At 69.3% G+C, this 26,671-nt stretch carries 24 protein-coding genes and 3 pseudogenes; 13 read left to right on the plus strand and 14 right to left on the minus strand.

What is annotated here, in order from left to right; genetic code table 11:
* The first annotated feature begins 189 nt into the window (after nt 1-189).
* Nucleotides 190-1,656: an FG-GAP-like repeat-containing protein gene (locus tag ACZ404_RS20755; RefSeq protein WP_468441926.1), complete on the plus strand. Its 1,467-nt coding sequence runs from the start codon at nt 190-192 to the stop codon at nt 1,654-1,656.
* A gap of 422 nt (nt 1,657-2,078) precedes the next feature.
* Here the strand turns inward: ACZ404_RS20755 and ACZ404_RS20760 are convergent, their stop codons facing one another.
* Nucleotides 2,079-2,516 carry an NUDIX hydrolase gene (locus ACZ404_RS20760; protein WP_468441928.1) on the minus strand — a complete coding sequence of 146 codons (438 nt, stop codon included), beginning with the start codon at nt 2,514-2,516 and terminating at the stop codon, nt 2,079-2,081.
* A gap of 250 nt (nt 2,517-2,766) precedes the next feature.
* Entirely contained in the window at nt 2,767-3,459 is a 693-nt protein-coding gene (locus tag ACZ404_RS20765; RefSeq protein ID WP_468441930.1) for a TetR/AcrR family transcriptional regulator, read from the minus strand.
* Between the two features lie 53 nt (nt 3,460-3,512).
* Between ACZ404_RS20765 and ACZ404_RS20770 the strand changes: the two genes are divergently transcribed.
* Nucleotides 3,513-4,631 (plus strand): FAD-dependent oxidoreductase, encoded by a 1,119-nt coding sequence (locus ACZ404_RS20770; protein WP_468441932.1) that lies wholly within the window; start codon nt 3,513-3,515, stop codon nt 4,629-4,631.
* Between the two features lie 272 nt (nt 4,632-4,903).
* Here ACZ404_RS20770 and ACZ404_RS20775 read toward each other — a convergent pair whose 3' ends face one another.
* Nucleotides 4,904-5,716, minus strand: coding sequence for a class I SAM-dependent methyltransferase (locus tag ACZ404_RS20775; protein ID WP_468442024.1), 813 nt, complete (start codon nt 5,714-5,716; stop codon nt 4,904-4,906).
* 161 nt (nt 5,717-5,877) lie between these two features.
* On the opposite strand from ACZ404_RS20775, the gene ACZ404_RS20780 reads away from it, so the two are divergent.
* Nucleotides 5,878-6,180, plus strand: coding sequence for a DUF4262 domain-containing protein (locus ACZ404_RS20780; protein WP_468442026.1), 303 nt, complete (start codon nt 5,878-5,880; stop codon nt 6,178-6,180).
* Nucleotides 6,181-7,326: 1,146 nt separating this feature from the next.
* Nucleotides 7,327-7,497 carry a hydrophobic protein gene (locus tag ACZ404_RS20785; RefSeq protein ID WP_468441934.1) on the plus strand — a complete coding sequence of 57 codons (171 nt, stop codon included), beginning with the start codon at nt 7,327-7,329 and terminating at the stop codon, nt 7,495-7,497.
* A 421-nt stretch (nt 7,498-7,918) separates the two neighbouring features.
* Here ACZ404_RS20785 and tpg read toward each other — a convergent pair whose 3' ends face one another.
* From tpg to ACZ404_RS20805, 4 genes are all read right to left on the minus strand, one after another.
* The gene (gene tpg, locus ACZ404_RS20790) at nt 7,919-8,476 is read right to left on the minus strand and encodes a telomere-protecting terminal protein Tpg (protein ID WP_468441936.1); all 558 of its coding nucleotides are present in this window, start codon (nt 8,474-8,476) and stop codon (nt 7,919-7,921) included.
* 13 nt (nt 8,477-8,489) lie between these two features.
* Nucleotides 8,490-10,709, minus strand: a complete 2,220-nt coding sequence (gene tap, locus ACZ404_RS20795; RefSeq protein ID WP_468441938.1) for a telomere-associated protein Tap — start codon at nt 10,707-10,709, stop codon at nt 8,490-8,492.
* 233 nt (nt 10,710-10,942) lie between these two features.
* A complete protein-coding gene (locus tag ACZ404_RS20800; RefSeq protein WP_468441940.1) occupies nt 10,943-11,488 on the minus strand; it encodes a hypothetical protein in 546 nt (181 codons plus the stop codon).
* 425 nt (nt 11,489-11,913) lie between these two features.
* The gene (locus ACZ404_RS20805; RefSeq protein ID WP_468441942.1) at nt 11,914-12,087 is read right to left on the minus strand and encodes a hypothetical protein; all 174 of its coding nucleotides are present in this window, start codon (nt 12,085-12,087) and stop codon (nt 11,914-11,916) included.
* 468 nt (nt 12,088-12,555) lie between these two features.
* Between ACZ404_RS20805 and ACZ404_RS20810 the strand changes: the two genes are divergently transcribed.
* The 4 genes and pseudogenes from ACZ404_RS20810 to ACZ404_RS20825 form a co-directional block, all read left to right on the plus strand.
* Nucleotides 12,556-13,710, plus strand: a complete 1,155-nt coding sequence (locus tag ACZ404_RS20810; protein WP_468441944.1) for a M48 family metalloprotease — start codon at nt 12,556-12,558, stop codon at nt 13,708-13,710.
* 446 nt (nt 13,711-14,156) lie between these two features.
* A pseudogene (locus tag ACZ404_RS20815) lies at nt 14,157-14,765 on the plus strand (transposase); the annotation flags it as partial.
* 601 nt (nt 14,766-15,366) lie between these two features.
* Nucleotides 15,367-15,513 carry a hypothetical protein gene (locus ACZ404_RS20820; protein WP_468441946.1) on the plus strand — a complete coding sequence of 49 codons (147 nt, stop codon included), beginning with the start codon at nt 15,367-15,369 and terminating at the stop codon, nt 15,511-15,513.
* A gap of 480 nt (nt 15,514-15,993) precedes the next feature.
* A pseudogene (locus tag ACZ404_RS20825) lies at nt 15,994-16,232 on the plus strand (hypothetical protein); the annotation flags it as partial.
* 67 nt (nt 16,233-16,299) lie between these two features.
* Here ACZ404_RS20825 and ACZ404_RS20830 read toward each other — a convergent pair.
* Entirely contained in the window at nt 16,300-17,085 is a 786-nt protein-coding gene (locus tag ACZ404_RS20830; RefSeq protein ID WP_468441948.1) for an MBL fold metallo-hydrolase, read from the minus strand.
* Between the two features lie 92 nt (nt 17,086-17,177).
* Between ACZ404_RS20830 and ACZ404_RS20835 the strand changes: the two genes are divergently transcribed.
* Together ACZ404_RS20835 and ACZ404_RS20840 are read left to right on the plus strand one after the other, a co-directional pair.
* Nucleotides 17,178-18,104, plus strand: coding sequence for an AraC family transcriptional regulator (locus ACZ404_RS20835; RefSeq protein WP_468441950.1), 927 nt, complete (start codon nt 17,178-17,180; stop codon nt 18,102-18,104).
* 18 nt (nt 18,105-18,122) lie between these two features.
* Entirely contained in the window at nt 18,123-18,332 is a 210-nt protein-coding gene (locus ACZ404_RS20840; protein ID WP_468441952.1) for a DNA polymerase thumb domain-containing protein, read from the plus strand.
* Between the two features lie 53 nt (nt 18,333-18,385).
* Here ACZ404_RS20840 and ACZ404_RS20845 read toward each other — a convergent pair whose 3' ends face one another.
* The 3 genes from ACZ404_RS20845 to ACZ404_RS20855 all read right to left on the minus strand — a co-directional run bounded on the left by ACZ404_RS20845 (nt 18,386) and on the right by ACZ404_RS20855 (nt 19,681).
* Nucleotides 18,386-18,556: a hypothetical protein gene (locus ACZ404_RS20845; RefSeq protein WP_468441954.1), complete on the minus strand. Its 171-nt coding sequence runs from the start codon at nt 18,554-18,556 to the stop codon at nt 18,386-18,388.
* Nucleotides 18,557-18,980: 424 nt separating this feature from the next.
* Nucleotides 18,981-19,187, minus strand: coding sequence for a transposase family protein (locus tag ACZ404_RS20850; RefSeq protein ID WP_468442028.1), 207 nt, complete (start codon nt 19,185-19,187; stop codon nt 18,981-18,983).
* Between the two features lie 152 nt (nt 19,188-19,339).
* Nucleotides 19,340-19,681, minus strand: coding sequence for a VOC family protein (locus ACZ404_RS20855; RefSeq protein ID WP_468441956.1), 342 nt, complete (start codon nt 19,679-19,681; stop codon nt 19,340-19,342).
* A gap of 206 nt (nt 19,682-19,887) precedes the next feature.
* On the opposite strand from ACZ404_RS20855, the pseudogene ACZ404_RS20860 reads away from it, so the two are divergent.
* A pseudogene (locus ACZ404_RS20860) lies at nt 19,888-20,447 on the plus strand (NF041680 family putative transposase); the annotation flags it as partial.
* A 164-nt stretch (nt 20,448-20,611) separates the two neighbouring features.
* Here ACZ404_RS20860 and ACZ404_RS20865 read toward each other — a convergent pair.
* Together ACZ404_RS20865 and ACZ404_RS20870 are read right to left on the minus strand one after the other, a co-directional pair.
* Nucleotides 20,612-21,007: a cupin gene (locus ACZ404_RS20865; protein WP_468441958.1), complete on the minus strand. Its 396-nt coding sequence runs from the start codon at nt 21,005-21,007 to the stop codon at nt 20,612-20,614.
* Entirely contained in the window at nt 21,004-22,452 is a 1,449-nt protein-coding gene (locus tag ACZ404_RS20870; RefSeq protein ID WP_468442030.1) for an MFS transporter, read from the minus strand. The genes ACZ404_RS20865 and ACZ404_RS20870 overlap by 4 nt, the downstream gene beginning before the upstream one ends.
* A gap of 57 nt (nt 22,453-22,509) precedes the next feature.
* Here ACZ404_RS20870 and ACZ404_RS20875 point away from each other — a divergent pair, with 57 nt between their 5' ends.
* Nucleotides 22,510-23,178, plus strand: coding sequence for a TetR/AcrR family transcriptional regulator (locus ACZ404_RS20875; RefSeq protein ID WP_468441960.1), 669 nt, complete (start codon nt 22,510-22,512; stop codon nt 23,176-23,178).
* A 497-nt stretch (nt 23,179-23,675) separates the two neighbouring features.
* A complete protein-coding gene (locus tag ACZ404_RS20880) occupies nt 23,676-24,341 on the plus strand; it encodes a hypothetical protein (protein ID WP_468441962.1) in 666 nt (221 codons plus the stop codon).
* A gap of 366 nt (nt 24,342-24,707) precedes the next feature.
* Here the strand turns inward: ACZ404_RS20880 and ACZ404_RS20885 are convergent, their stop codons facing one another.
* A complete protein-coding gene (locus ACZ404_RS20885; RefSeq protein ID WP_468441964.1) occupies nt 24,708-25,328 on the minus strand; it encodes a hypothetical protein in 621 nt (206 codons plus the stop codon).
* Nucleotides 25,329-26,671 lie beyond the last annotated feature (1,343 nt).

Below are 26,671 nucleotides of genomic sequence, written 5' to 3' on the forward strand. Positions count from 1 at the left end.
CGGCCCGTATTTCCCGTGAAACACCGTTTCGTGCCACACCTTGTCCAGCCCGGTGCCGCCCGCAACACCGGCGGCCTCGCCCGCCCACCAAGATTCGGCACCAACCACCGGTGAACGCCGTACAACCCGCTCTACCCTTCGACGGTCACACCAGGTGTTCCGCACCCCGTCGACCGAGTGGGAGCCTCCGTGGCACACAGCCGCCGCATCCTGACGTACGCCATCGCAACCGCCGCGGCCACCGCCGGGTTCGTGTTCCCGTCCGCCGCCACCGCCGCCGCACCCCGCACCCCGGCGAGCGACTTCAACGGCGACGGCTACGCGGACGTCGCCGTCGGCGTCCCGGACGGAACCGTCGGCGGCCAGGCCAAGGCCGGGTATGTGAACGTCGTGTGGGGCGGCCCGAAGGGCGTCGGCGCCTACGGAAGCATCCGTGTCACCCAGACCACTCCCGAGGTCCCCGGCACCCCGGAGGCGGGTGACCGCTTCGGTGCGTCCGTGGCCCTGACGGACCTCAACGGCGACGGCATCGCGGAACTGCTCGTCGGCGTCCCCGGCGAGGACGTCACCGACCGCGGCAAGGACGCGGGCATGGTCATCGCCGTGGGCGGCTCGAAGAACGGGCCGGGACCGGGGTCGACGGTCCTCACCGGTCCGTCGCCGTCGGCTGCGTACGGCACATCGCTCGCGGCAGCCGACCTGACCGGAGACGGCAACAAGGAGATCATGATCGGCGGCACGGACAAGGTCGTCGCGCGTGTCATCCTCGGCGAGGACAGCATGGTCACCACCGTCGTCGCCGCCCCCATGGGCGGCCGCGCCCCCGTCCTGGCCACCGGCGACTTCGACAGCGACGGCCGCGACGACCTGGCCGTGGCGTACTGGACGGCGGGCACCCCCAACACGCAGTCGCACGTACGCCTGTGGAAGTGGGACACCGACGAGTCCGCGATGGCCAACTTCTGGAACACGGACAACGCCGCCGTGACCGCCCTGGCCGCCGGCGACTTCGACGGCGACGGCCGCGACGACTTGGCGCTCGGCGAATGCCGAGAGATCGCCGACGAGAACATCGACGACCCGTGCGGACCCGAGGAACTCGCCAAGGGCGGCGGCATCCACATCCACTACCAGAGCCCCGAGGGCGGCTCGTTCGGCAGCCGCGCCCAGACACTCAACCAGGACACGACGGGCGTCCCGGGCGTGGCCGAGGCCGGCGACCGCTTCGGCGCCGCCCTCGCCGTCGCCGACGTCAACCGCGACGGCCGCGACGACCTGATCGCGGGCGCTCCCGGCGAGGCCATAGGAAGCAAGGCGGGGGCGGGCGCCGCCTGGCTGCTCTACGGCGGCTCTCAGGGCCTGCTCGATGCCAACGGCGCTGCCACGTCCGTCGCCTGGAACCAGGCCACGCCCGGCGTCCCGGGCGTCGCAGAGGCTGGCGACTCCTTCGGTGCGGCGGTCGCCACGGGTGACTACAACGCCGACGGCGTACCGGATGTCACGGTCGGATCCCCTGGCGAGAACGCCTCCCTGGGCGCCGTGTGGCTTCTCCGCAGTGGCTCGGCGGGCGGCTCGGCGGCCTTCTCGCCCCGCACGCTCGGCCTCCCGTACCTGTCCACGGCTCAGAAGTACGGCAAGCCGCTGAACAGCCGCTGAGCGCGCCTTACGGGCATTGCGCCCGCCCACGCTTCTGATCGACCAGTCGGACGTGCGTTACGCCCATGGCCCCGACTCCGCAGTGCGGTCAGGCGTACCGGCTGGCGAAACGATCGAGTACGACTGGAGCGACAGCGCGATCTATCCAGGAACGTCACGGAAGTTCTGGGTGCACGTGCCCGCGCGATACGACTCCTCGGAGCCGGCTTCGCTGATGGTGGGCTACGACTTCCGCATTGCCCTGGGCGACGGCGGCCACAGCCCCCACCACGGCGGTGTCCTGCTTCCCGACGCCCTCCGCTGGCTGTGGCGGTCGGACGCTCACCCGGATGGCGCGCGTTGCAAGCCGATCTGCAGCCGTGGAAGCGGCTGCCCCACCTGCCCGGCTGCGCAAGCTCTCCGCCCTCGGGTACCGCAGGAGGCTAACCGCGGTGCCTTCTGGTCCGGGCGTGCTGCAGCTTGCGGGTGAAGCGGTGCATGTGGGGGTCGAGCAGCTCGGCGGGCTCGTCGAGTACCTGCTCATCGGTCAGCCACCGGACAGCGGTGAACTCTTCCTGATCGTAGGAGGTGATGGTGCGGGCGTCGGCGCTGAGGAGGTACCAGAGGGAGACGTCGGTGTGCGGTCTGTGCCCCCGTGTTCGAGTGACGGTGAGGAAGAGAGGGTGCTCGCCGGTGACCGGTGATGCCACGGCCTCGATGCCCAGCTCCTCGTTGCATTCGCGGACCACCGTGGCCCACGGGTCCTCGCCGGGCTCGACGTGCCCTCCGGCCGGCAGCCACAGGCCTGCCTTGCGGTGTGCGACGAGGAGCAGCTGCTGGCGCGTGTTGTCGAGCACGACGAAGTAGCTCACCAGGTGCATGGCTGGGGTATCCGGTTTGCGTACCCGGTAGAGCGGGGCTCCGCCGGCGATCCACCGCGTGGCGGTTTCCAGATGGGTGTGCTCCAGGTCGTCCCACGGTTCGATGGCACCGACCAACTCGAGAAGGCGGGCACGAGACTGTCCATCAGGGGCCGTGGACAGGGGGCCAGTTGAGGTCATCCATGCATGTTGGCAGGAGCCACCGACAACCAAAGTTCCGATGCCCGGCCGCCCTTCACCGGGCTGAGGATCACGCCGGCGGCTGGGGGAGCTTGGCGGCCACTGCATCGAGGACCCAGTCCAGGCCAGTCGCGAAGGATGTCTCGGCGTCCACATCGGTGCCGTCGTGCACGGCCTTGGCCAGCGCCGGGAAGCGGCCCGTGGCCAGCATCCTCGTCACATGCGGGCCGGAGGCGCGCTGCCAGTCGCGCTTGGACAGACCCGTGGCCCGCTCGGCCCGCAGGTTCGCGATCTCGCGCCTGAGCGCGCCGGTGACGTAGGCGCTGACAGTCTCCACGGCGCGCATGACGGTGTCGACGTCGGCGAGACCGTCGAGGGCGGCCAGTTTGGCCTCGGTCACGGCGAGGCCGTTCGGACCCAGGGTCGGGCGGCCGCCGAGGAGGTCGGCCAGCCATGGGTGACGGAGAGCGGCCTGCCTGGTGCGGTGGGCGAGGATGCGCAGCGCCTCCCGCCAGTCACCGGGCTGCTCCTCGGGGAGGATCTCGCCCTGGACCTCGTCCACCATGAGGTCGAACAGCTCTTCCTTGGTGGCGATGTACCCGTACAGCCGCATCGGGCCGGCGTTCAGCCGGGCGGCCACCTTGCGCAACGACACCGCCTCCAGCCCGCCCTCGTCGGCCAGTGCGACGGCGGCGGCGACGATCCGCTCCCGGTCGAGCGGTACGGGGCGAGTCGGCGGCTCCGGCCGGTCCCACACAGTCATGGCCACACTGTACTGTTGCAATACACTGTCTCGGAGCAATACGGTGTATCGCCATGAGGCATCGCATCGCAGTGGTCGGAAGCGGTCCCGCCGGCCTTACCTTCGCCCGCGTCCTGCACCGCCATGACCACCCCGTCACCATCCTCGAGCGTGATCCCGCCCCCGACGCCCGTCCTCCTGGAGGCACGCTGGACCTGCACACAGGGCTGGGGCAGCTAGCGCTGGACAAGGCGGGGCTGCTGGCGGAGTTCCAGGCGCTGTCTCGTCCCGAGGGGCAGGCCATGCGCATTCTCGACACGGCCGGTACCGTCCTGCGTGACTGGCAGCCCCGGCCGGATGACCGGGCCAATCCCGAGATCGACCGCGGTCAACTCCGCGATCTGCTGCTCGGCCCCCTGGACGTCCAGTGGGGGAGGGGCGTCACCGAGGTGGTGCCAGGGACCCGGGACGGCGTACGGGTCCAGTTCGCGGACGGGCGACAAGAGGCGTTCGACCTCGTAGTCGGCGCGGACGGCGCCTGGTCCCGGATCCGCCCCGCAGTCTCATCGGTGACGCCGCACTACACAGGCGTCACCGTGGTCGAGACGTCCCTGGACGACGTCGACACCCGCCACCCCGACCTCGCCCGGTTGATCGGCGAGGGCTCCGTGGCTGTGTACGGCGTCAACCGAACTCTCGTCGCCCAACGCAACAGCGGCGGCCACGTCAAGGTGTACGCCCGGTTCCGCGCGCCGCTGGACTGGCACACGAACCTGGACCTGGCCGACGCCGAGGCGGTGCGATCGAGTCTGCTGGCTCTGTTCGACGGCTGGGCCGCTCCCGTCCTCGACCTCCTCCACCACGGCACCGCTTTCGTCCACCGCCCCCTCTACGTCCTGCCCGTGAACCACACCTGGCCCCACGTCTCCGGGGTGACGCTACTGGGCGACGCCGCCCATCTGATGCCCCCGCTTGGGGTAGGCGCGAACCTCGCGATGCTGGAAGGCGCCGAACTCGCCGAGGCCATCGCCACCGGCCCCGACGATCTGGACAAGACCATCCGCGCCTTCGAGGAACAGATGTGGGCACGAGCCGGCAGGTGGGCGAAGATCACGATGGCCGGTCTCGACCGCCTCGTGAGCCCCAACCCCGCCGAAGCCCTCGCCCACTTCGACCAGGTCCAGCCATCCTGACTCCCCAGCACGAGAGCACAGCACCAACAGCGCGCCAGCACTACACGGGACAGTACGGCACACCGCCGTGGTCCCGTCCGGCGTGTGAGCAGCAACGCAACTCAGGCGGCTTCCGAGTGCCGGGGCAGCTCTGAGCGTGCGACGGCGTGCCGTTCCTTCTCGACTCATGGACGGCGCGGTTGTTACGAACCGCCACCGGATTTCTTGCGCAACCCCACGGGCCTATCTCACCCCAAACCGTGTACGAGCCCGTGAGGGAACCGGGACGCGCTCTACCGGCGGACCGCCGAGATCAGCCCGCCGGGTCCCTCCTCGCGCTGCGGTGGGGTGCTGACCGGGCGGCCGTAGGCGGCAGCGCGCTCGCGCAGGGTGTGGGTGTCGGCCTCCCAGCCGTGCCCGGCCAGCCAGGCCACCGGGTCGTCGGGCATCTCCGAGACCCACATGGACGCCGCCGATCCCGGCCCGGCATCCGCGCCGAATCGCTCGATCACACCGCGCGAGCCCAATGTCAGCCCCATCCGACTGCCTGCCGCCGACTGCGCGCCGATCCGGGCCAGTAGCAACTCCACCGCTTCCTCGGGCAGATAGATCAGCAGTCCTTCGGCGATCCACACGGTTGGCACCGCCGGGTCGTGCCCTGCGGCGGCCAGCGCGCCCGGCCAGTCATCACGGAGATCCACCGCGACGGTGATCCGCTCGCAGCGCGCGACAGCCCGCTCCTGGCGCAGCACCGAAGCCTTGAAGTCAAGCGGCGCGGTGGTATCGACCTCGAACAGCCGGGTGCCCTCGGGCCAGTCCATCCGGAAGGCCCGGCTGTCCATACCGGCGCCTAGCAGAACGACCTGCCGGATCCCGGACGCGCAAGCCTGCTCCAGCAGTTCGTCGAGGAACTTCGTCCTGATGACGATGGAGAACGCCACGGCCAACCGGCGGCGTCGCGCGGCCTCGTCACCGGGCGGCGGCGAGGAGGGCCACAGGCCGCCGGCGGCGGCGAAGGCCTGTGCCAGTGGGTCGCGGAACAGCGCGTTCTGCCGCTCGGTCTCCAACGCCCGCACCCTGGCCACCCCCACCGCCGTGGCCCACACGCCGGACGGCTGCGCCCGCTCCCGCTCATCAGTCACCGCGCCAGCCTAAATGGTCGGTTCCAAGGAAGCCCCATGAACGAAGCCAGGTACATGCGAGGCCAGCCGGTCCTGCACCCACCGACCGGCCACGACCGGTCAAGGAGCATGGCTGGAGCGTGGTCATGGTGCCGGCCGACGACGAAGGGCCCGGCTTCGCGTACACGATCGGGCTCTGGCACACGCACGCCGTGCCTGAGCTTGTCATGTTCGGACTGGGCATCCAGACGATGCACGTGCTGCTCAACTCCCTCGGCCAGGAGGCTGCGGCTGGATCTGTGCTGGAGAGCGGCAGAGAATGCGAGGGCATCATCCCTTCCCGGTGCTGCAAGCAGTGTGGCCGGACGCCGATGGCCGCTTCCTCTGACAGCCGGGGATCGACGAGCGATACCGCAGTCTCAACCGCGGTTGTGGTTGAAGCCGGTTGAGCACCCGCTCGGGGTCTGGACGGCACTCACCACTGGTTGAAGGTGCGCAGGGACTCACCAATTGGCATGCACGTCAAGCGAGCAGGACTCGTTCGCGTAGGAGAGCAGAGCCGGTGCCGCCGGGGCTGACGGCGCCCGCCTGGCGGTCCAACATCGCGGGGTTGACCCCCGTCGGAACCAGCTCCACGACGGCCTTGGGCAGGTATAGTTCTTCCTGCCGGATCGAGCGTGTCAACCGCTCAACCCGAGCGACACTGGAGGGCCCGACTCGGGAGGCACCCCGAGCCAGACCCTCCAACGCAGTTCACAAGCCCGGTCGCCTAACTACCGACCGGGCTTCTGCGTGCGAAGCGCGCGGTCACGACCGTCTCGTGTATGTGGGGTCTCTACTGCACGAATTGCCCCACAGTTGCGATGATCGCCACGATCAGCCCTGCCGCTGCCAGGTAGATCTGCCAGCGTTCGGCATCGGTCCAGCCTCGCCGGCGAGGCTTGGCATCGTCTGGATCACCCACGTCCCACCCCCATTCGATCTACGAGCAGGCTCGTCGACGGTCTTCGGCGAACCTGCCACGGTGATCGCTGGGATGCGGAGCGCCCACGAAGTATGTCACGGGTCACCCATCGCCCGGCACCGGAACAACATGATTGATCTGAGCTTTTCTTGAGCTCGTGCGCAGGTCAGCGGGTTGCGGAGCCTCGCCGCAGCGGACTAATCGCTGCTGACCGCCCGTCTCCTCCTCACGGTACGCCGCACCTCCGTCGGCTACGAGACCGGACAACTCCGGCGGCATCCAGCCTTGGCGCGTACAGCCACGCCCAACATGCGGCGTACGACGAGTAGTCCTGCGGCGCAGGCTGCGCTCTGCATGGTGCACGCACGAGGAGGCGTGCAGTGGACACCGTTCTGTGGACACGCCGACGAGCTCGTTCGCCGCACTCCATGGGCCTGCTCAGGCCGGTGAGCAAGGTCCGGGCCGACCTCCTGCCGCCACAGGACGTCGCTGCCCAACTGCGGTGCATCAGGCGCTGGAACGGGGGAACCGTGCGTGGGTGCGCATGCCCTTGATCCGGTGAAAGTAACTCACATTTTGTGTGCTTGTAGGGGCGAAGTAAGGGCATCCGATGGCCAGGAGGTTGATAACGATGGTTCCCCTGCTTCTGGTTCTTCTGCTGGCTCTGATCCTCTTCGGTGCGGGCTTTGCACTGAAGGCGTTGTGGTGGCTCGCGGTGATCGTGCTGGTGGTCTGGCTGCTCGGCTTCGTCGTCCGGTCCGCGGACGGCACGGGCCGCAAGGGGCGCTGGTACCGCTGGTAGACAGCAGCCCTCTCCCCGAGGAGTGCTGCTGGTAGCGGAGGTTGACGTGGGGCCCGGTCGTCGTCGGCCGGGCCCCACGTCATGCGAGAGGACAGCAGCCCAGGTGAGTACGACAGCGAGGCGTCCTTGCCCGGCACTTCGCGGTCTCGTGCTTGTCCTTGGGCTTCTTGCCGTGCGTCCATCCGCGCACCCCGGTGGTGTGGTGGATGCAGTGGTGAGAAGCGGCCGGTGCGCTGAAAAGGACACCGGCGACTGAGGCCGCCACGACTGCGGCAGCCCTGTCAGGCGATGATGTTCCTCCGCAGGTGCCGCTCGTCGAGCGTGCCGAACCGTACGTCTCCGAGGGCACCCAAGCTGGTCACCAGCGGGCGGCCACGCACGTGTGTTGGCTCGCCGCCGGGTGCGGTGACGTGCCGGCCGGCTACAGCTCGAATTCGAGGTCGAGGAGGTCGGTGAGTTCCACTTCCAGCCCGTGGGCGCGGCGGCCGTTGTCGCGGAAATAGACTTCGCCCAGGGCCTCGGCGGCGATCTGGCGGAGCTGGTCCTCGGTGAGACCGGCCTCCTGGGCCGTAAAGAGACGGGCGGCGTGGCCGGGTGGCAGCGCGAGGGTGAGGTGACGCACGCGGGCGTCGTCGGTGCTGCCGGGGGCGGCGGTGTAGCCGAACCGGGCGTGGACATCGATCATGATGCCGCCGGTAGTGGCTGCGGCCTGCTTGGCCCTGGCCCTGATCTGCGGCTGCCAGCGGATGCGAACCTCGCGTTCCAGCCGCTCGGCGAGGTCCGGCCGGGGCTTTTTGATCTGGTTCTTCACATAGCGTTCGACGGTGCGCTGGCTGATGCCGAGCAGCTCGGCCACGCGCCGAGTGCTGCGCTGGTGCTGCTTGACCAGGTAGCGCATCTGCGCCCCGGCGGACTTCGGGACGGGGCGCGTGAACGCGCCCTGCACCGCCTTGTCGAGCCCTTCACCGATCGTGACCATCGCCGTGCCGCTCCTACTCTCCGCTGTCCTTGGCGGTGACCTCGCCGGTCTTGATGTAGCGGGCGAGGTTGGCGACCGTGCCGTCACCGGCGAGCTGCTCGAGCACGTCGGCGCCCCACAGCACGCTCCGAGTGCCTTCGTGCTTGACCATCCCTGGACTCACGCCGAGCCGGAAGGAGCCTGGCACGGTCTTGCCGTCGTCGCTGTAGGGCAGGACATCCAGCGGGCTGGGCCCGTCAGCGGCGTACACGGCGCAATCGGACAGGACCGCGACCGGATACTGCCCGGTGGCCGCCGCGAGGGCGACCATCTTGCGGTGCATGTTGGTGCGGGCCCGGGAGATGACGGTGGCCCGGATGTCGGGACGCCACGTCGGGCGGGCGAGGGCGGGCCAGGCCTGGCCCGGCTTCCAGCCGCCGCCGCGCGCCTTCTCCTGCAGCTTGCCGATTCCGCCCTTGACGGTCATCTTGATGGCGTCCACAACGATGGCCATCTCCGGATCGCGGCTCTTGTAGCCGTCCATCGCCGTCAGGAACTCACCCGGGGACAGCTTCTCGCCCACGCCCAGATCCGCCATCGTGTCGACATAGGCGTTGCGCAGCCGCTTGTACCAGCCGTCCAGGAACCGGCCGGCCTCCGGGCGCACCCACGCCTCCAAGGGGGCGACGTCGTAACCGAGCTCGACGGCGTACGCCACGGTGGGCGTGGCGTACCAGGCAGTACCCTCGGGGCGCTGGCCGGTCGGCGTGAACGGGCTGGGCAGCAGATCACCGTCAAGCTCGCGCCACTGCTTGCCGACCTTCACACGGCTGAGGTCGACGTGGGAGAGATCCACCAGCCACGAGCCGGGCAGCGCCGCATCGAAAGCCGGGTTGGTGACGTGCACGGGCGGCGACGCGAGCCCGACGACGGCGCCGTTCGCGGCAGCACCGAAGGCGAGGTTGACGTCGATGCCGACCAGGTAGCGCCGCATGCACTCGGCATCGGTCAGGTCCCGCGCCCAGTCATAGGCCTCCTCGCACAGCTTCTCGTCGGGGCCGCGCACGTGGAAGCGGGGCAGATGGGCCAGGACGGGATGGCCGTCGGTCGCCTCGCACGGCGCCGGGTCCATCGGCTCCGTGCCCAGCGAGCCGGGCCGGTGCTCGGAGTGCCGCCGGCCGTCGGCGTCCGGCTCGCTCGCGCGGGTCGGCGGGTTCAGCGCGGTCATCAGCTGCAGGCCGGTGACGGCCGTGGAGCCGACCGGCGTCATCACTCGCGTCGCGTACACACCCAGCACCCGGGCGAGCTCGGCCGGCTCGAGCTGGGCGGCATGTCCCCAGGCGCGGCTGTCGAGGGCTTTCCAGGAAGGCAGGCACAACTGCACGCACCGCCGCCGGCCGCCCTCGGCCGGGCGGTAGATCCGCGCCCACGGCCCCAGTCCTCGCTTGGTGAGCTTCCAGTCGGCACGCTGAAGCTGCTTGATGACCTTGTGCCCCTCGGGCAGCCGCCCGGCGAGCTGCTCCTCGCGTGACAGCGAGGCGGGCAGGCCGAACCGCTCACACGCTGCCTCGGTGAGCACCAGCAGCGGATCGGCGTCCTTTCCCGAGCCGTGCAGCTTCTCCGCCCCGAGCCGACCTTTCTCGAGAGTCCACTCCACCAGCGCGGGCAGGGACTTGGCGGGTACGTCCACGATCAGGCCGCCGATGCCATAGCCGGTCACTTTCCGGTCGTCGTCGACGTCGAGGACGAGCAGCGGACCATGCGCGTACGGGCCCCTGGGCGCGGGAGCGGACACGGGGGCGGCCTTCTTCGTACCCGGGCGGCGCGGGGACTGCTGAACCTGCGCCGTAGGCGCCGGAACCGGCGCGCTCCTGCCGACGGTTCGAGCGGACGGGGCAGCGGCGGGAGCGGGCGAGGAGGCAACGGCCGTGGCCGTAACCTCCGGGGCGCGGCCCGAGGGTTGCTCCGGCGGTGCCGCGGCGGACTCCTGCGGTGGGACACCGGAGCTCTCCGGGGCAGGGTAGAGCTGGGTGAGTTGCTTGAGCAGCCGCGCGTACGCCTCCCGCTCCGGCGGTCTCGGCTCTGCCTTGCCCGTCTCCCAGCCCCCGACGGTCGCCCGCCGCACCCCCAGGGCAGCGGCCACCTCGTCCAGGGTCAAGGCGTGCGCCTGCCGCAGGCGCCTGCGCTCTGCCGGCGGCGGCAGAACAGAGCGGGACGCCACCAGCGCATCCACCGCATCGAACAATTCCGACATCAGGCACCTCCAGCCCTATCCTACCTATTGACCGTACCCAAGGCGCACTGATGCCGACCGGCCAGCGTACTTCTTCCGTACACCTCAAGGGATGAGTCCTCGCCTGCGCTGTGCCACGGGGGCAGCCGATGACCACGGTCGCCGCGATACGAATTGGATGACCATGGCGGACCCACTCCGACATCCGGCGGGCGCAGTGCAGGCCGGGCAGGCGCGGGGTGCGGAGTGCGTGATCAGCAGCCGGTCCCGGTCGGCGTGAACTCCATGCGGGCGTGCTTGTCCGTGTCCAGCGCTTCGTCGTAGACCGCGCTGGTAACGCGGTACCAGACGTCGTCCCTGGCCTTGTCGCCGTTGACATCGTCCAGACGCACGCACCACTTTTTCGGGCGCACGACCCGCCGGTAGGTCTCGGTGCCGCTGGCGACCTTCGTGCAGGACTTGTACTGCTCGGTGGTGTACCAGGTGCGGGTTCGCCGTCTGGTGCCCGTGCCCGAGGTCGAGGTGTGCCTGACCCGCCGCGTGCCGGTGGCGCACTTCCTGACCAGGTGCGGGCGGGTGGCCCAGGCGGTTTTCACGGAAAGGTGGCGGACTGTGTCCCGGCGCCCGGACACGGTGTCCGGCTCGGGCGGCGTCTGCCCAGTGGCGGCACCGCCGCTGTCGTCCGCGCCGACTACGTAGCTGGTGCCCGCGTCGGCATCCCCGCTCTCGCCGGAGCACGCGACGAGGCCTGCCATCAGAACCGCCGTCACCCCGGCCACTATCAGGTGTCTGCCGAACATGTTTCTCCCTCGCGGCTGGCGGACGCACCTAGGCAAGGCCTCGGGAAAGCATGCGTCCCAGGCCCGGAGCGTCATCGTCCGCGCCGAGGCAGCGGTCAGGTTATCCGCCCTGCGCCACCGCAACGAACCGAGCGTGCGGGGAAGTAGCCGACCAACTGGCCTTCGACGTGGCCGCTAGCCTCAGGCAGATCGTCCGACCGCTGCCCTGGGACCGACCATCCGCCACGCCGTTCTGGAGGACTTCACCACCTCGTTCCGCGGCGCCGAACGCCGGGGCGGTGAGCTCAAGGGCTTCGATCTCATCCTGTCGCTGCCCGCAGGTGGACGAGCAGCTCAGCATCCCCGCCCAGGTGTGGGGCGAAGCACTGCGGCGCTTCTTGCGGTAGGCGCGGTCGGTGCCAAACAGTGCGCGACTTGGCTTGGTGCTATCCGTTCGTGCACTCGCCGAGCCACGAGCGCCCGATCCGCTCGACACCGCGGGACCAGGCGTCGTGCCACAGAATAGGGCCAGCCGCCGCGTCCTCCTCGTTGCCGTAAGCCGACTCCCAGCCGGTGTACAGCGCAGTCAGTTCGGCCATCACGGACGCGGCCGCTGTCACTCCCGCCTTCCTCGCCGAAGCCACCCGTCTTCGCCGTGCCACATGACGTCCTCCAGACCGCACCTCATGTACGCCACGCCAATGAGGTGCGGTCTCCAGGACGTCTTCATTGGCCTCTAAGCAATCCTCATGAGTCCGGATCAGGCCATGATTCCCTCCTGTAGCGCGCGTCCGCCGCGGCCCAAGCGATCTCTGATGCAGGCCGTCGCGGTGGAAGGGTGCGACATGATTACCGTGCTGAGCGAGGTTGACGACGGGGTCGGGAACCCGGTGGTCATCGGGCACAACCCCGACCGCGCATGCTAGTGATGTCCTGACTCTGACCCTGACCCTCCAGTTATCATGACAGGCCTGGGAGCTGTCATTGGAAGGCTCAGATGTTGCTCAGACCGCTTGTCCGGGCTATGCCGCGGTGGTCGGATCACCACGTGATCGAGCGGCTCCAGCCGTTCACCGCAAGGGGGACTCGTGGATCGTGACCGCCGAAGCCTGTCAGTAAGCGCTATTCGTGTAAAAGTCAGGACGGCAGCCGCGTACGCCGTCGCAGGCATGGTCTATCTCGTGACGGCCGCGCTGTTCATCGGCAGTGTGTTGCTGATCGTTGTCGGATGGAACACGTTTGTTCAGCCCATGATGGGCCTGGCGCTTTTGGGTCTAGCTCTTGCTATGCGTCCGCGGATCGGACAGCTGGATGCGGACCTGCCCACGCTGCGAGAGGCAGACGCCCCGGCGTTGTTCGATCTGTTGGGCGGCATAGCCGACACCTGTGGAGTGCGGCCCCCCGATACGGTCCAGCTAAGTCCGGCGTTCTCGGTTACCGTCACCCACTACGCGTTCCGCCGGAAACGCTGCCTTGTGGTCGGCCTCCCACTCTGGGCCGCATACCCGCCCCAGCAACGCGTTGCCGCCGTAGCCCATGCGCTGGCTTACGCGGCTCCTCGCAACGTCCGTTCCCGCGTGTTCGTCGCCATGGCCCTTGAGTCACTGACCGCCGGGTCGGGGACCATGCGAACCAACGACACCGCGCACATTTCCTGGAATGCCAACGCTCTTGCCTTCGGTGCGGAGGAAGTGGCGGCCGGGGCACGGAACTTCAACATCCGGGGCAAGACCAGCGAGTGGGTGCTGTGGATCCCGAGGATGGCCCTGGCCGCAACAGCGCGCCTGCTGCTCTGGCTCACGCTGCCAACGACTCGGGGTGCACTGTTGGAGGCGGACGACGCGGCAGCCCTTACGGCGTCCTCCGAGGCCGCTGTCGCCGCGCTGAGCGACCAGGACCTTGCTCGCCCGGTCTGCATGGAAGCGCATCGCCTGGTGATCGAGACGAGGACCCTCGCCACCAAGCGATCCGCTGCAGCCCTCCAGCAGGACTTCTGGGAGAAACTCGCCCGCCAGGCGGCACGTCTGCGCGAACAACGAGGCGGTGATGCGGCGCGTGGTTCTCTCGATGCCTCGCGCGTGGCCCGGTTGAGCGCGGCGCCGAGGCACCCGGCGGCGATCACTCTGGGTGAGCCTGGCTTGAGCCGTATCGCCGACGAGCTTCGCCTGCCCGAGAAGGTGGTGGCGGCCAATATGATGCGTGACGGCGTCGCTGAGGCACAGCAGCCCTTTGCGTTGCGTTGACGACGTTGTCCGCGAGTGAGGGCGTGCTGGCCTTGCGGGTCGGCCGATGGCTGATCAGCAGGCGTGCTGCCGGGCGAGCACGAGCTCGGGGCTCGGCTTGCGACGGGTCGAATCTCCGTGACGGCGGCCGCCGCGCCCCAGGGCCTGACATGGAGTTCTCCGACGTCGAGTCAGGACAACCATCGGCCGGCGCGGCTTCCTGCAGTCCGCCGCCTGCGCGCTCAACACCTCGCCAGTGGAGTAGTCCGGATGGAACGTGCTGTTCACCTTGCCGTCGAGGGCGCCAGCAATAGATGTTGCGCGGGTCGTCTCAGCGCTCTGGGGTCCCTGGCGGCGACCTCGACGGCGCGCTCACGTTCTCGTGACCCGACGAGGAATGGGACTCCGAGGAGGCTCCGGAGGGATGCGAAGCGAACGAGGCACGTCGCTGCGAGTTCGGCGCCATGGTCCGGCTCGGACAGGCCCACTCCTGTGTCCTGGTGCTGCTAGGCGTTCGCCCGGACGGCACCGAGGAGCTGATCGCCCTGGCCGAGGGCCTGGGTGAATCCACCGAGTCGTGGGCCGACCTGCTGCGCGACTGCCGCCGACGCGGCATGCGCGAGCCCGAACCGGCCGTAGGCGACGGCGCGATGGGGGCACTGGCCGAGGTGTTCCCGGCCGCGCTCTCCAACGCCCTGCCGAAGTCCGCTCAGCCTGAGTGCGGCGAAGGCCTTGCACAGGATCTACAACGTCGCGGACCGGCCCCACGCCGAGAAGGTCATCGAGGCGTTCGTCCGCACTTACGGCGCCACATGGCCCAAGGCTGTGCGAGGATCACCGACGACGCCGAGGAACTGCTAGGTTCTACGACTTCCCCACCGAGGATCGAGTCGACGTTCTCCATGGTCAAGCTGCGCACCAAGGTCACCCGCGGCGCCGGCAGCCCGGCCGCGGCCCTCGCCATAATGTTCAAGCCCGTGGAGTCCGCCCAAACCCGCTGGCGCGCGAGGGCGTCCTGGTCGAGCGAGAGGGGGCAGCCGCGTGAGCGAGATCCCTGGCCCCGGCAGTTGTCGTAGCAGCGTAGAACTGCAGATCGCCTGAGTCATCGTCGTGTCCCTCGAACAGGCCACTGTCCATGTGCGCTGCCTGCGGGGACCCGTCCGTCGAGGTGCCCGCTTCAACCGCCTCCGCGGTTCAGCACAAGCACTCGACCTGACGCTGACACAGGCAGTCGTCTACGGGCATCGAGTGGCAGAACTCGACACAGGCCTCACCGCCTTCGTGACGCTCAGAGGAGAAGGCGTCCAGCGCCTCATGACGGGCACGCCGGCCTCCGGATGGCAGGTCATCCAAGGCGCCAACCCGTTCCCCTAACCCAGCAATCCACAGGAATTGACGACTACTCTGACGCGGCGCGTCTAGGGCCTACGAAGCCTCCGGCCATGGGCCGGAAAGTCTCAGCCGGGCACCGTCGAGGCAGCGTCAGGCGGCACCAGCGACCCCAGGGAGCTGATGCCGCATGGGTTACGGAACCGGGGTCTTCCGCGAACAGATCCGCCTCGCCGACCATGCCGCGGCCGCGACTGTCGACTTCGCCCGGCCCTACGAGCCAGCCGCCACCACCCAGCTCACCACCGCCGACGGCACCAGAGCGGCTTCGTTGACCCGTTCGCCGCCATGTGGGCGTGCGTCAACGCACGCCTCGCCGGGCAGCACCCCGCCGACCTGCCGACCAGCGTCGACCTCGCGCTGCGCGTCGAGGACCTCGCCCTCTTCCTGGCCGGCCTCGCCCGGCCCGGCGCCCGCACACGAAAGAACTCCTGATCGTGGCCGACCACGCTCCCGTACTGGTCGTGGACGGCCCGCCCGGCGCGGGCGAGACGACCCTGCTCGCCCGCATGGTGTGCGCCCTGGACGACACTGCCATGTGGTTCACCGAGACCAACGCCCGCCTCTCCGCAGGCTCCGCCGCGCCCGTGCACCCCAGCCCGGCCGGACACACCCTGTGGTTCCTGCGGCACGAACCGAGGACTCCCTGCCGTACCGCACGGCCCGCGACTTCTACGCCCGCCGCATCGCCCCCCGGTCGGAGCTGGCCTTGGGGACCTTGGCCAGGTGCATTACGGACAGATTCCAGCCGAACTCCGCCATCAGCAGCACGCCCAGGGCGGCGGCCTCCAGCCGCGACAGAAACAGCCGCTGCCACGTCGCGGCCGGGCTGGTGTTGCTCAGGACGCGATGGAACCGCCAGATCGCATTCCGTGCCCCCTTCGCGCTGACCCGGCGCGGAATGTCACCCGTGCGGCCTGGGACCTAGACGATGTGGCCGCCGCCCGACGCGACCACGGCCCCCAGGCCGCCCTCGACCTCCTCGGCCGCACCAGCCCGGCCCCTACCCCGGCCAGCCGGCCACCCCGCAGCGCACCATCGCCGCCGGCACCGCCGGGGCCCGCCTGCACCCGTACGCCGACCAGTTGCCCGTCGGCACCCGCCCGACGGACCTGCGCCGTCTCGGCCACCGAAGTCCCGGTTCTCCAGGCTGAGACGTGTCTCATAAGGCACCGTGGAAGGCGTTTCCTTCGGCAGATGGTGGGAGTTGGGTTCCACCACTCACCGCTCACTGCTCGTCGACTCCTCTGAGGTGCCGCACACTTCTGCCCGGGTGCGCAGCTGGCCGCGTGCAGTGAGCCTCTCCAGCCGGTGCTGCTCCCTGGCCGCCCAGCGCTCCACCCGTGCCGGGTCCAGCGGCCCGCCGTGGCCGACGTGCAGCGTGGTCGGCTTGAGCGCGAGCATCGCTCGCAGGCTGGCCAGGTTGCCGACCGGGTCGTCGTGGAAGGGAGGGTTGGCCGGCCTTCGGTATGCCATCCCGAGGAACGAGGTGGCGACCAGGTCGCCCGCGACGAGATCGCCCTCATCGGTGAGCACCGATATCGACCCGGCGGTGTGCCCCGGGGTGGGCATGATCCGGGCGTCGACGCCGTGGTGGTACAGCGCGGTGGGCCCGTCGATCAGCAGGTCCGGCCGGAACGGTTCCGCATGCTCGTGGAAGGCGTCCAGGCGGTCCAGGAAGCGGCCAAGCCGTCCGGTGGGAAGATACGGTTCCCGGATCCGACCGGTTGTGTAGGGCCCGAGATCCGCGACGTGGGCGACCACCGGAGCTCCGGTGGCCCGGCGCAGCTCCGCGGCGGATCCGAAGTGGTCGATGTGGGCGTGGGTGATGACGATCGCCGAGACGTCGCCGGGCTCGATGCCGTGCTCGGCGACCCGCGCCAGGATTTTCGCCCCGCTGCCCGGGATACCGGTGTCGACCAGAACGGCTCGACGACCCAGCAGCAAAAAGGCGTTGACGTTCCGCTTACCCAATGCCGGTACCGGGATGACTGTGGTGTGTGGCATGACTGCGACGCTACGTCCGCCTGACTGAGCCGTTCCATGCTTATCTGACCCAGATTCCTAGCTGCTCGTCTCATCACATGTAGTGTGCGGGTATGGATGTTCTCGCCGACGTGCTGTCCGCCACGAAGATCGGCGGAACCGTCACCGCCAGGGTGCATGCCGCCGGGCCGTGGGGGATCGAGTTCCCGCACCTACCCTCGGCCGTCTTCCACCACATCGCCCAGGGCAGCTGTTGGCTGCGCCGCCCGGGCGCCGAACCACTTCCCCTGACGGCGGGCGACCTCGTCCTGCTCCCGGCCGGCAGCGGCCACGCAATGGCGAGTGACCCGACGGGCCCGACAGTGCGATTCGAAGACGTCACCCAGGGGCATCGCAGCGGACCGGGCGCACCCATCGACTTCCCCGGCCCCGGACCAGCCACCCGCGTCGTCTGCGGTGGCTATCGCTTCGACACCCACGCCTCCCACCCCCTGCTGACCCTGCCACCGGTGCTGCTGCTGCGCGCGGACCCCTCTGCGCGCCGGCACGACCTCACCGAGACGCTGCGCATGCTGACCGCCGAACTGGCCGACCCGGCACCGGGCTCACAGACCATCACCGACCGGCTGGTCGACGTCCTCTTCGTCCACATCCTGCGCCAGTGGGCGGCCTCGCGGGACGCCCCGGACCACGGCACCACCTGGTGGGCGGCCCTGCGTGACCCCGAAGTCGCCGCCGCGATCTCCCTCATCCACGAGGAACCCGGGCGGACCTGGACCGTGGACACCCTGGCCCGCGAAGTCGGCGTCTCCCGAGCCACCCTGTCCCGTCGCTTCACCCGCCTCGTCGGCGAGCCCCCACTGGCCTACCTCACCCGCTGGCGCCTGGAGATCGCCGCACGAAGGCTCCGAGAAACCAGCGACTCCGTCACCCGCATCGCCAACACCGTCGGCTACACCTCGGAGTTCGCCTTCTCCCGCGCATTCACGCGCCACCGCGGCACCCCACCCACCCGCTACCGGGCCACCCACTGCCATTAGCGATTTGGACTGCCCGGCGTGGGCGCGAAGATGGCCGCGACGCTCGCCGAGTACGGCCTGCACACCGTCGGCGACGTCGCCGACGTCCCCCAACCCACACTGCAGCGCCTCCTCGGCGCCCGCGCAGGCCGCACCCTCCACGAGCACGCCCACGGCCGTGACACCACGGTCGTCGACTCCACCCCGGCCCCGGCGAGCCTCAGTAGGCTCACCCGATCAGATGATTAAAAGGCCTACTGTTCGAATGTCGGTCGGCTCGACGGTCGCCTCGGCATGTCCCCCTACTGCGCCTCGAGGACCCCCGTGGACGGTTCGAACCGACTGTGGTGCGCCACGCGCAGCCCGGGCTGCGGCCACCGGTACAGGCGCGTGCGCACACTCGTGTCGCCGCGGTCGTCCACCGTCACCTGGTAGTAGACCGAGCCGTCCGCCCACACCTGCTTCGCCAGCACCGTCGCCCACCTCGGCCGGCCGCCGGACCATACCCACAGCGGCGGAGGATCGGTCAGCGGCCACGTCCACACCTGCGGCCGCGCCCCGTCCTCCACCCGCCACGGGCGAGACGGTACGGCGTCGGGGATGGGGCCAGTCGTCTCGCTCAGCGTTCGAAGGTACGCCGCGCTGTTCACCGGTAGTACACGGACTTCCCGATCAGCACCTGGACGACCGCTGGAACGAGGACTGCACCAGCGCGTGGAAGCTGTGGAAGGAGATCGTGCCGCTCGGACACGTGAACCGGATGAAGATACTGAAGCGACCGATGTTCGGCCGCGCGGTATTCGAGCTGCTCCGCCAGGGCTCACCGAGTCCCCGGACGATCGTGCAGTCGCGGCACGAGTCCTGCCAGCACACCCCCAGCCCAGGCAGGAGAACCGACTAATTGCCGTGAATAGGGTGACGGAATCCCGTACCGCGGTCTATGCGTGGTGTTGTGGCGTTCTGCTGTTGCTGCAGCGGGCGGACCTCCCTGATTGCGCGGCCGATGGTGGAGGACCCCACCTCGTAGATCACTGCCAGTGCCTCGTGGGTCAGCCCGGTACGCAGATGGACCAGGGCTGCCAATACCCGATCGGTGAAGACCAGATCGTATTTCGGCCCGGCCCCGGCCTGCCGTCGGCGAGCGTTCTGCCGCCGCTCGTGCGGTCCAGACTCGCAGTGCGCCTCCCAGGGGACTCAAGAACCCGCGCGGCCGTCGTCATGTCACGGCCTGGCGATCAATCGCGGTGGCCGCAGGTTCAGGGACCGACGTACTCGAAGACCCCGCCGTAGGGGTGCCGCAGCACGGCGCGGTGGCCATTCGGTGTCGGGGACGTAGCAGCCACCACCTCGGCGCCTGCCGCCACCGCTTCCTTCACCGCTGCGTCCAGGTCTGCGACCGCCAGGGTGGCCGCCACGCCGGCAACTCGCTGCGCGGCCTCGTCCGGACCGCTGAATAGCAGGAAGGGGCCGACGCTTGCCAGAGTGACACCGGCGAAGGCGAAACGGGATGCGGTGCTTCCGGTCAGTTTCTCGTAGAAGGGCACAGCCGCGTCCAGGTTCTCGACGCGCTGCCGCACGACCACTGATTCGATAGCCATGACCGACATCATCACACCATCGCATCGCCCGGCCTGACTTGGGTGCTGTCCGTGCTCGTGTACATCGACTCTGCGCCGACCAGGGTGCTGCTCGATGAGATGTCAACTGCTGTCGCGACCTGCGTACAAAATCAATGGCGGGTCAACCCGTCACTTCCAGATCGCTGCTCATGGACGGATGATCTCAGTCAAGTCGCCGCAGACAGGCGCGGGACCGGCTGCACCCGCGGCTGACGCGACGGGCCGCATGGCTCGACCACGCTGGCCCGCTGCCCATCATCGAGGGCACCGCCATCCGCTTGGTCGTGGAGAAACTGCCCAGCGGCGGAGTCAACAAGCCGGTCTGGCTGTGGTCGTTGCACACCAACGTAACCGAAGCAGACGGCGACCGCTGCTGGCAGTCCTTCCTCCGCCGCTTCGACATCGAGCACACATTCTGCCGTTCAAACGGACTCTCGGCTGGACCAATCTCCGCAGCTTGAAAGCGGCAGACCAGTGGACGTGGCTGGTGGTCGCCGCCTATGCCCAGCTCCGGCTCGCCCGCCCGCTCGCCACCGACCTCCGTAGGCCCTGGGAGGGGCCAACCGAGCCGAACAAACTGACACCCGCCCGCGTCCGCAGAGGGTCCAGGAACCTGCACGCGAAGCCCGGCTCTCCGGCCGACGCACCGAAACCGTCCCGCCCCGGTCCAGCCAGGCCACCGGGCTCGGAGAGCCGCCGCCCGGCCACCCGACACCACGTGGGCAGAGTCCTCGCCACCGGCGAGGGGCAACGTGCTGTCCTGGACGTTGGTCATCTTGTGGGGCTAGATGGATACGCGAGGTCCCCGGCAAGCGCGATGAACACCTTCTGTCGGCGGAGCCAGAGCCGTCAAGCCTTCGGGCGACGTTCGTGGTGGCCCGGCATCCCTCTTGCCGGGCCACCTGTCGATCAGGGGGTCTCGGTGCGCTTTTCGAGGCGGGTGCCGTTGCGAAGAGTGATCGACATCAGGTCGCTGGGGGCGTCCAGTTCCAGGCGGTGCCACCGACCCCGGGGCACGATCACGGCGGCGCCTGCCCGCAACTGCACCATGTCCTCAGGCCCGCCGGGCGCGTCGGGACGGAAGTAGAGGCGGATACCGCCGGTCAGGCAGCACACCGCTTCCTCGGCCTCTGGGTGCATCTCCCAGTGGTCGGCGTGAACGTCGGCGTTGGTCTCCACGTGGAACGTGGCGATCTGCCAGGCGCCGGAGCCGCTGCTCGTCATCTGACGTTCGACGGCTCGGACGTCGCCGTCGGGGTGGAAATGCAGCGCCGAGGCGAACAGGTCGACTGTGGTGGTCGTCATGACGGAGTTCCTTCCAACTGGTTCTCTGCGGGGTCGGTGGCTCGCGGGACAGGGATGACGGCTCGGCGGCGCGGCAGTACAGCCATGGCCACGATTGCCGCGAGCACGAAGATGGCGGCGGCGATGGCCAGGCCCAGGGCGTAGCCGTCGTTGAGTGCGGCGGGGTTGGCGGCCGTGCCGGTGCGGTGCGCAGCGACGGTGGCCAGAGCGGCCAGGCCGATACAGCCGCCGAGTTGGCGGGAGCTGTTCATGAGGCCGCTGGCCATGCCGGCCTCACGCGGAGCGACGCCGGTGGTCGCGGCGGCAGCAACCGGAGCCAGTACCAGCCCGGCACCGACGCTGGTGACAAGGGACGGACCGAGCACGTCCGCGAGGAAGCTGCCGTCAGGGCTGATGAGGGCGAACCAGGCCAGGCCTGCGGATGCCAGCAGAGCGCCCGCCACCAGGGATGCGCGGGGGGTGCGGGACGCGGTGACGCGGGTAGCGACGAGGGTCCCCGCGAGCAGGCCCAGGGAGAAGGGCAGAAACGCTGTGCCGGTCGCTGCGGCACCCATGTCCAGGACCTGCTGCATGTACAGGGACACGAAGTAGAACGACGCGAACTGCCCGGCCGCGGCCAAGAACACCAGCACGTTCGCGCCGGCGACCCAGCGGCTGCGCAGCAGGCCGAGGCGCAGCAGCGGTGCGGCGACCCTCACCTCGGCAAAAGCGAAGGTGCCCAGCATCACAGCTGCGGCAGCGAGGGTCGCCCACGTGGCCGGGGAACCCCAGCCCAGGGTGTCGGTGCGGACGACACCGAGCACCAACAGCCCGACTCCGCCAGTCGCCAGGACAGCGCCCAGTACGTCCGGCCTCTCGCGCCGGGCGGGTGATGCTCCGGCGGGCACCCCTGCGGGGATGAGCGCGAGAGCCGTTGCGACGATGGGCAGGTTGATCAGCATGACCCAGCGCCAGCCCGCGTACTCGGTCAGCAGTCCACCTGCCAGCACGCCCAGCGCGCCGCCCGCGGCGTTCACAGCGCTCCACACCCCAAGCGCCCGGACGCGCTGGGGGCCTTCGGGGAATGTGGTGGTGAGCATCGCCAGCGCAGCCGGCGCGGCTGCGGCGGCGCCCAGGCCCTGACCAGCGCGTGCGGCGATCAGTTGCCAGGGATCCTGAGCCAGCCCGCCCACCAGCGAGCACAGCCCGAAGACGGTCAGCCCTAGCACGAACAGCCGACGCCGGCCGTACAGATCGCAAGCGCGTCCGCCCAACAGCAGGCACCCGCCGAACGTGAGCGCATATACGTGCACGACCCACGACAAGTCGAGCGGCGCGAATCCCAGCGACGTGCGGATCGCGGGTAATGCGACGTTGACCACGGACATGTCCAGGGCGACGACGAACTGGGCGACGGCGGCAGCCGCCAGCACCACTCCGGGCCTCCCGCGAGAATTTCTATACATGTAAGAAAAGTTAGCGTCGGGGTTCGCCGTTGTCGACACCTGGGGAATGATGGGGGCATGCCGCAACCATCCGCACCGCGCAACACCCTGGGCCGACCTCCCCGCATCTCTCGTGAGGAGATCATTAGGACAGCCCGCCGGATCGTGGATGAGCGAGGCGTGGGCGGGCTGACCATGCGGCGACTGGCCACGGAAGTCGGCAGTACGCCCATGGCGCTGTATCACCACGTCCGCGACAAGGAGGAACTGCTCGTCCTCCTGCTGGACGACTACGCCGCCCATACCTTGCGCCGACCGGAACTGCCCGCCCATCCTCGCGAGCGGATTATCGTGGCCGCCACCGCAGTCCACGAGGCGCTCGCCGCCTGCCCGTGGATCGCAGAGGTACTGACCGCCGACGACTTGCTGTCCACGAGCGCGCTGTGGTTCGTCGAGCAGATCGTCGACGGCCTGGTCGAATGCGGCCTCTCCCTCGACCAGGCCGTGCACGGCTACCGTGCAATCTGGTACTACACCGCCGGAGAAATCCTGGTCAGGGCAACAGCGGCCCGACGGCGCGCAGACGATGACCGTACGACCTACCGGGAGCAAGTCTTCGCCGATCTCAACCCGAGCGAGCTACCCCGCTTGGCGCAGGCCGCAGACCGTTGGGCTCCGCTGACCGCTGAGGACACCTACCAGGACGGGCTAGAGGCTCTGGTGGACGGCCTCCTCGTCAGCCGCTGACAGACTCACCTCCCACTGTGCCTGGCCGCAAGTACGCCCCTGGCCCGGTCCTGCTGGACCGCGTGGCTTGCGGGCGTGGCCTTCAGGCCTACGTAGCGCGAGCGCTACGCCGTCGTGAACCAGCCCGAGGCACCTCAGCGGTTCGGCGCGCTGACCGGTGCGCAGGCCGAGGCCGAACTCGCCACGATCCCCGGAGGGGCTGGCAAGTGAGCGACGGCCCACCTGAACTACCCGCCCAAGCCCCGGCGAGCCCGCAGGCAGAAGCCGCCGTACCAGCACCGCATGGCCTGCCCAGGCAAAATCCGCCCCGGCACCTGGACATGGGCCAAGCCCGGCGCCCCACCTCGGCTGGGGCGATCGGGCTGTCCTTCCCTACACGGTCCGCACGCACCGGTGGGTGGCCGCGCAGTGGCCGCCGGAGTGTCGGCTGGATGACGTGAGGGGAATCTGTAGCAGGGGAGATGCCTTGTCTGTGCGCGAGACCGGAGGGGGAACGCATGTCTGTCGCGGAGCAGTTGACGGCGGCGATCAGTCAGCTGGAGCGGGAAGGCTACGAGCCGGAAAAGCTGTGCAAGGAGAGCAGCGTCAAGAGTTTCGCCGATCTTCTGGGGTGGGGGGCATGGACCTGGACGCGGGTCGCTGAGGCGGTGGCTGCCGCGCCGCCGGATTTTGAGGAGGCCAGCCAGCTTCTTAGGACCAGGCTCACGTTCGAGAACACCGGTCGCAACCCGTACATCACCTCGTTCGAGCAGGATGTGCGGATCGCCGCGGACTCCCGGGCGCTGGGTTCGCGGATAGCCGTTGACACGTTCCTCCTGGCAGTTGGGCCGCTACGGCCGGCGCTGTTCCGGGCCGAGCAGGTGGCCTGTGCTGCCGTTGACGGGGTGCTGTCGGATGCGTCCGAGCTGGCGGCACTGCCGGGCCGCATCGAGGGCCTGCGCAACCGCGCGGAGCGAGCTCGCACCTCCTGGGGGAGGGAGCGGCTGCTGAGACGAGCAGAGACCTTGGCCGCCCGTGCTGACGACGCCAGAACGAGGCGCTCGGAAGGGATTGTGCGGGCGCAGGAGAAGGTCGCCGCGTTCGCCTCCGACGTAGAGGCGACCGTCGCTCTGTTCGAGTCCGCCTTCGGTGTCGACTGCCATCGGTCACCCACAACGCCATGATGATCCTGACTCACCGTTATGCCCCGTCCATCGGCGTGATGCCACATCGGGATCATTCCCGGCAGAGCGGATCGCCGCAGCGGGGGCTGAAGCTGTGCGCTTTAGACCGAGCAGCCACAAGCTGATCCCGCTTCTCACTACAGCGGTCAGGCACCGAGTGCCAGAGATCACCGGATCTGAGACGCCATCCGCTTATCGATGGCGGGGCTGGTCTGGTCGAACATGGTTCCTGTTCGGGTGATCGCGCGAGGGCCGGCGCATGGCAGCAGGGCCTCTTGGTGGGTCGGGGGGTGCGAACCGAACCGATCACCAGGAGGCCCTGTTGCAGCAGTCTTTCGTGCTCACTTTCGGAAAGCGGATGGCGTCTCAGGGCAGGGCGTGGGTGGAGCAAGCAGCCTGGAAGGGCTTGCGATTGCCTGTCATGGGGAGGATTTGGGCCTGCCGGCCGATGCCCGTCGCGGTACGGGTGAGTACAGCCATCGCGTTGACTCCGTTGGACCGTTGGCTGCGATACCGCTCGATGGCGCGCTCGGCGTCCTGGCCGACGGCACTCAGGATCCCCTCCACGAAGCAGAACGGGCAGCCACGATCCAGCCGGGCGGCCATGACAGGAGACCGTGGGCCTCTCATGCGGACAGCGATGAACCCGGTGCTCGAAACGCCCACCGTGGTCGTCTGGGGGCCGTCGGGCCCACAGGCCGCGAGCAGTCGCTGCCGCAGGTGCCGCCCGTCGACCACCGGAATGGAGGGGGCGGCCTGGATGACGGCGGCCACGACAACGCCCAGCATGCAGAATCCGACCACCACCCACGCTACGGTCACCAGCCAACCCGGGGCCCAGCGCTCGGCTGCGAACACACTCACCGAGCCCCAGAACGCCAGGCTCAGCCGGTCGATCCAGCGCGGCGGGTCGCGCCGCCAGATGCGCAGCAGGTCCCACAGTGTCAAGGACAGCGTAACGATCACCGCGGCAGAAGCTTCGTTCACAGGGCCCTCCCCCAACCGTTCAACGAAAGCAATTCCCGTAAGCGCCAGGAGAGATACCCGGTCCGGGTACGAGGGAGAACGCCGACAGACAGTCGATCATGAAGGCGACGCATGTAGGTCACGGTGCACTGCTGTGATCGCACAGGTTCGCCAGTTGGTCGGGCTGCAATGATCCCTCCGTGGCCCTCCATCAAGGCGTGCTGTACCAGCGGGTCGACCAGCGATCCGAAGAACGCAAGCCCCTACCTACGAGTCGGCATCCACGCACCGCGGGTGTTTTCTGTCGTTCCCCGGTCCACAGCTGTCACCGGCCGCACTGCTCGCCGCGCCAGGTGACCGCGGGCACTTGCTGCGAGTGGCAAAGACGGCCAGTCTGCGCCCAGGCCGTGGGCGCGGCGGTCCCGCTCGCGAGGGTAGGCGTGTCCCAGCGCCAGGGTGAGTATCACCGTGTGCTGCTGCTGGCCTGGGCCGGCATTCCGGGCGGCGAGCAGCTCCCGGGCGACCTTTCCCGGTAGGTCCTGGGTACTCCACCGTGCCCGCGGATCGTCTGAAGTCTCTGCAGGAGCCGCGAACCCGAATCGGGCCCGGGTATGGAAGACGACGCCTTCTGCCGCGGCCTGGGCACGCCGAGGGGCCCGTGTCCGGGGCTGTCACCGAGCCAGCATCGCTTCCTCGATCGCCGGGACCGGCAGCGGACCCGGCGGACGAGGTGCTGCGGACTTCTTCGTCACCCACCGCTGCACAGTGCGCTGTGACACTCCCTGCACCGCGGCCGCCCTTCGGGGGAGCCCTGGTGCGTCGCCAGCAAAAACCGCAGGCGGCCCTCGATTCTTGAGGGAATGGGCCGGGTGCGCAACGCACGCTTCAGTCCCTCATCGATCTGTCCCACGTCCGCCTCCCCAGCGGTCGGCCGGCTGGGCCGGTACCCCGCAGTCCGTAGGGTTGGTTTCTCCCACCCGGCCCGCTTCCGACTGCCGGCGCTTGCTGCCTCGAGACAGCGCCAGTCGACGCAGGCTACGAGCGGGCGCGGAGCAGGGACGTCGCCGACCGTCAGCTGAAGACCATCTCCCTCACGTCCACCCACTCCGTCGGCGCGCGTACCACCCCCGGACCCGCACCGCCGCTGCCGCGCGCCCGCCGCGTCGCCTATGTCCCCCAACGCCTCGGGAGTCTTCACGTGTGCTGCACGCGGGCGACAGCTTGGCTTGCTTCCTTACTGTTCACGGACCTGCTCCTTGATCGCACGGGTGTGGGGGGGGGGGGGGGGGGGGGGGGGGGGGGGGGGGGGGGGGGGGGGGGGGGGGGGAGGGGGGGGGGGGAGGGGGGAGGGAGGCGGCGGCTGC

The organism is Streptomyces sp. NPDC030798, from assembly GCF_055572275.1.

Excerpts from the sequence above, each read along its gene's own strand:
- ACZ404_RS20875 (WP_468441960.1), top strand. The coding sequence starts at position 22,510 with ATGCCGCAACCATCCGCACCGCGCAACACCCTGGGCCGACCTCCCCGC.
- ACZ404_RS20770 (WP_468441932.1), top strand. The coding sequence starts at position 3,513 with ATGAGGCATCGCATCGCAGTGGTCGGAAGCGGTCCCGCCGGCCTTACC.
- ACZ404_RS20855 (WP_468441956.1), bottom strand. The coding sequence starts at position 19,681 with ATGGCTATCGAATCAGTGGTCGTGCGGCAGCGCGTCGAGAACCTGGAC.
- ACZ404_RS20800 (WP_468441940.1), bottom strand. The coding sequence starts at position 11,488 with ATGTTCGGCAGACACCTGATAGTGGCCGGGGTGACGGCGGTTCTGATG.
- ACZ404_RS20880 (WP_468441962.1), top strand. The coding sequence starts at position 23,676 with ATGTCTGTCGCGGAGCAGTTGACGGCGGCGATCAGTCAGCTGGAGCGG.
- ACZ404_RS20870 (WP_468442030.1), bottom strand. The coding sequence starts at position 22,452 with ATGTATAGAAATTCTCGCGGGAGGCCCGGAGTGGTGCTGGCGGCTGCC.
- ACZ404_RS20765 (WP_468441930.1), bottom strand. The coding sequence starts at position 3,459 with ATGACTGTGTGGGACCGGCCGGAGCCGCCGACTCGCCCCGTACCGCTC.
- ACZ404_RS20760 (WP_468441928.1), bottom strand. The coding sequence starts at position 2,516 with ATGCACCTGGTGAGCTACTTCGTCGTGCTCGACAACACGCGCCAGCAG.
- ACZ404_RS20830 (WP_468441948.1), bottom strand. The coding sequence starts at position 17,085 with ATGCCACACACCACAGTCATCCCGGTACCGGCATTGGGTAAGCGGAAC.
- ACZ404_RS20835 (WP_468441950.1), top strand. The coding sequence starts at position 17,178 with ATGGATGTTCTCGCCGACGTGCTGTCCGCCACGAAGATCGGCGGAACC.
- ACZ404_RS20865 (WP_468441958.1), bottom strand. The coding sequence starts at position 21,007 with ATGACGACCACCACAGTCGACCTGTTCGCCTCGGCGCTGCATTTCCAC.
- ACZ404_RS20780 (WP_468442026.1), top strand. The coding sequence starts at position 5,878 with ATGGTGCCGGCCGACGACGAAGGGCCCGGCTTCGCGTACACGATCGGG.
- ACZ404_RS20785 (WP_468441934.1), top strand. The coding sequence starts at position 7,327 with ATGGTTCCCCTGCTTCTGGTTCTTCTGCTGGCTCTGATCCTCTTCGGT.
- ACZ404_RS20820 (WP_468441946.1), top strand. The coding sequence starts at position 15,367 with ATGTGGGCGTGCGTCAACGCACGCCTCGCCGGGCAGCACCCCGCCGAC.
- tpg (WP_468441936.1), bottom strand. The coding sequence starts at position 8,476 with ATGGTCACGATCGGTGAAGGGCTCGACAAGGCGGTGCAGGGCGCGTTC.
- tap (WP_468441938.1), bottom strand. The coding sequence starts at position 10,709 with ATGTCGGAATTGTTCGATGCGGTGGATGCGCTGGTGGCGTCCCGCTCT.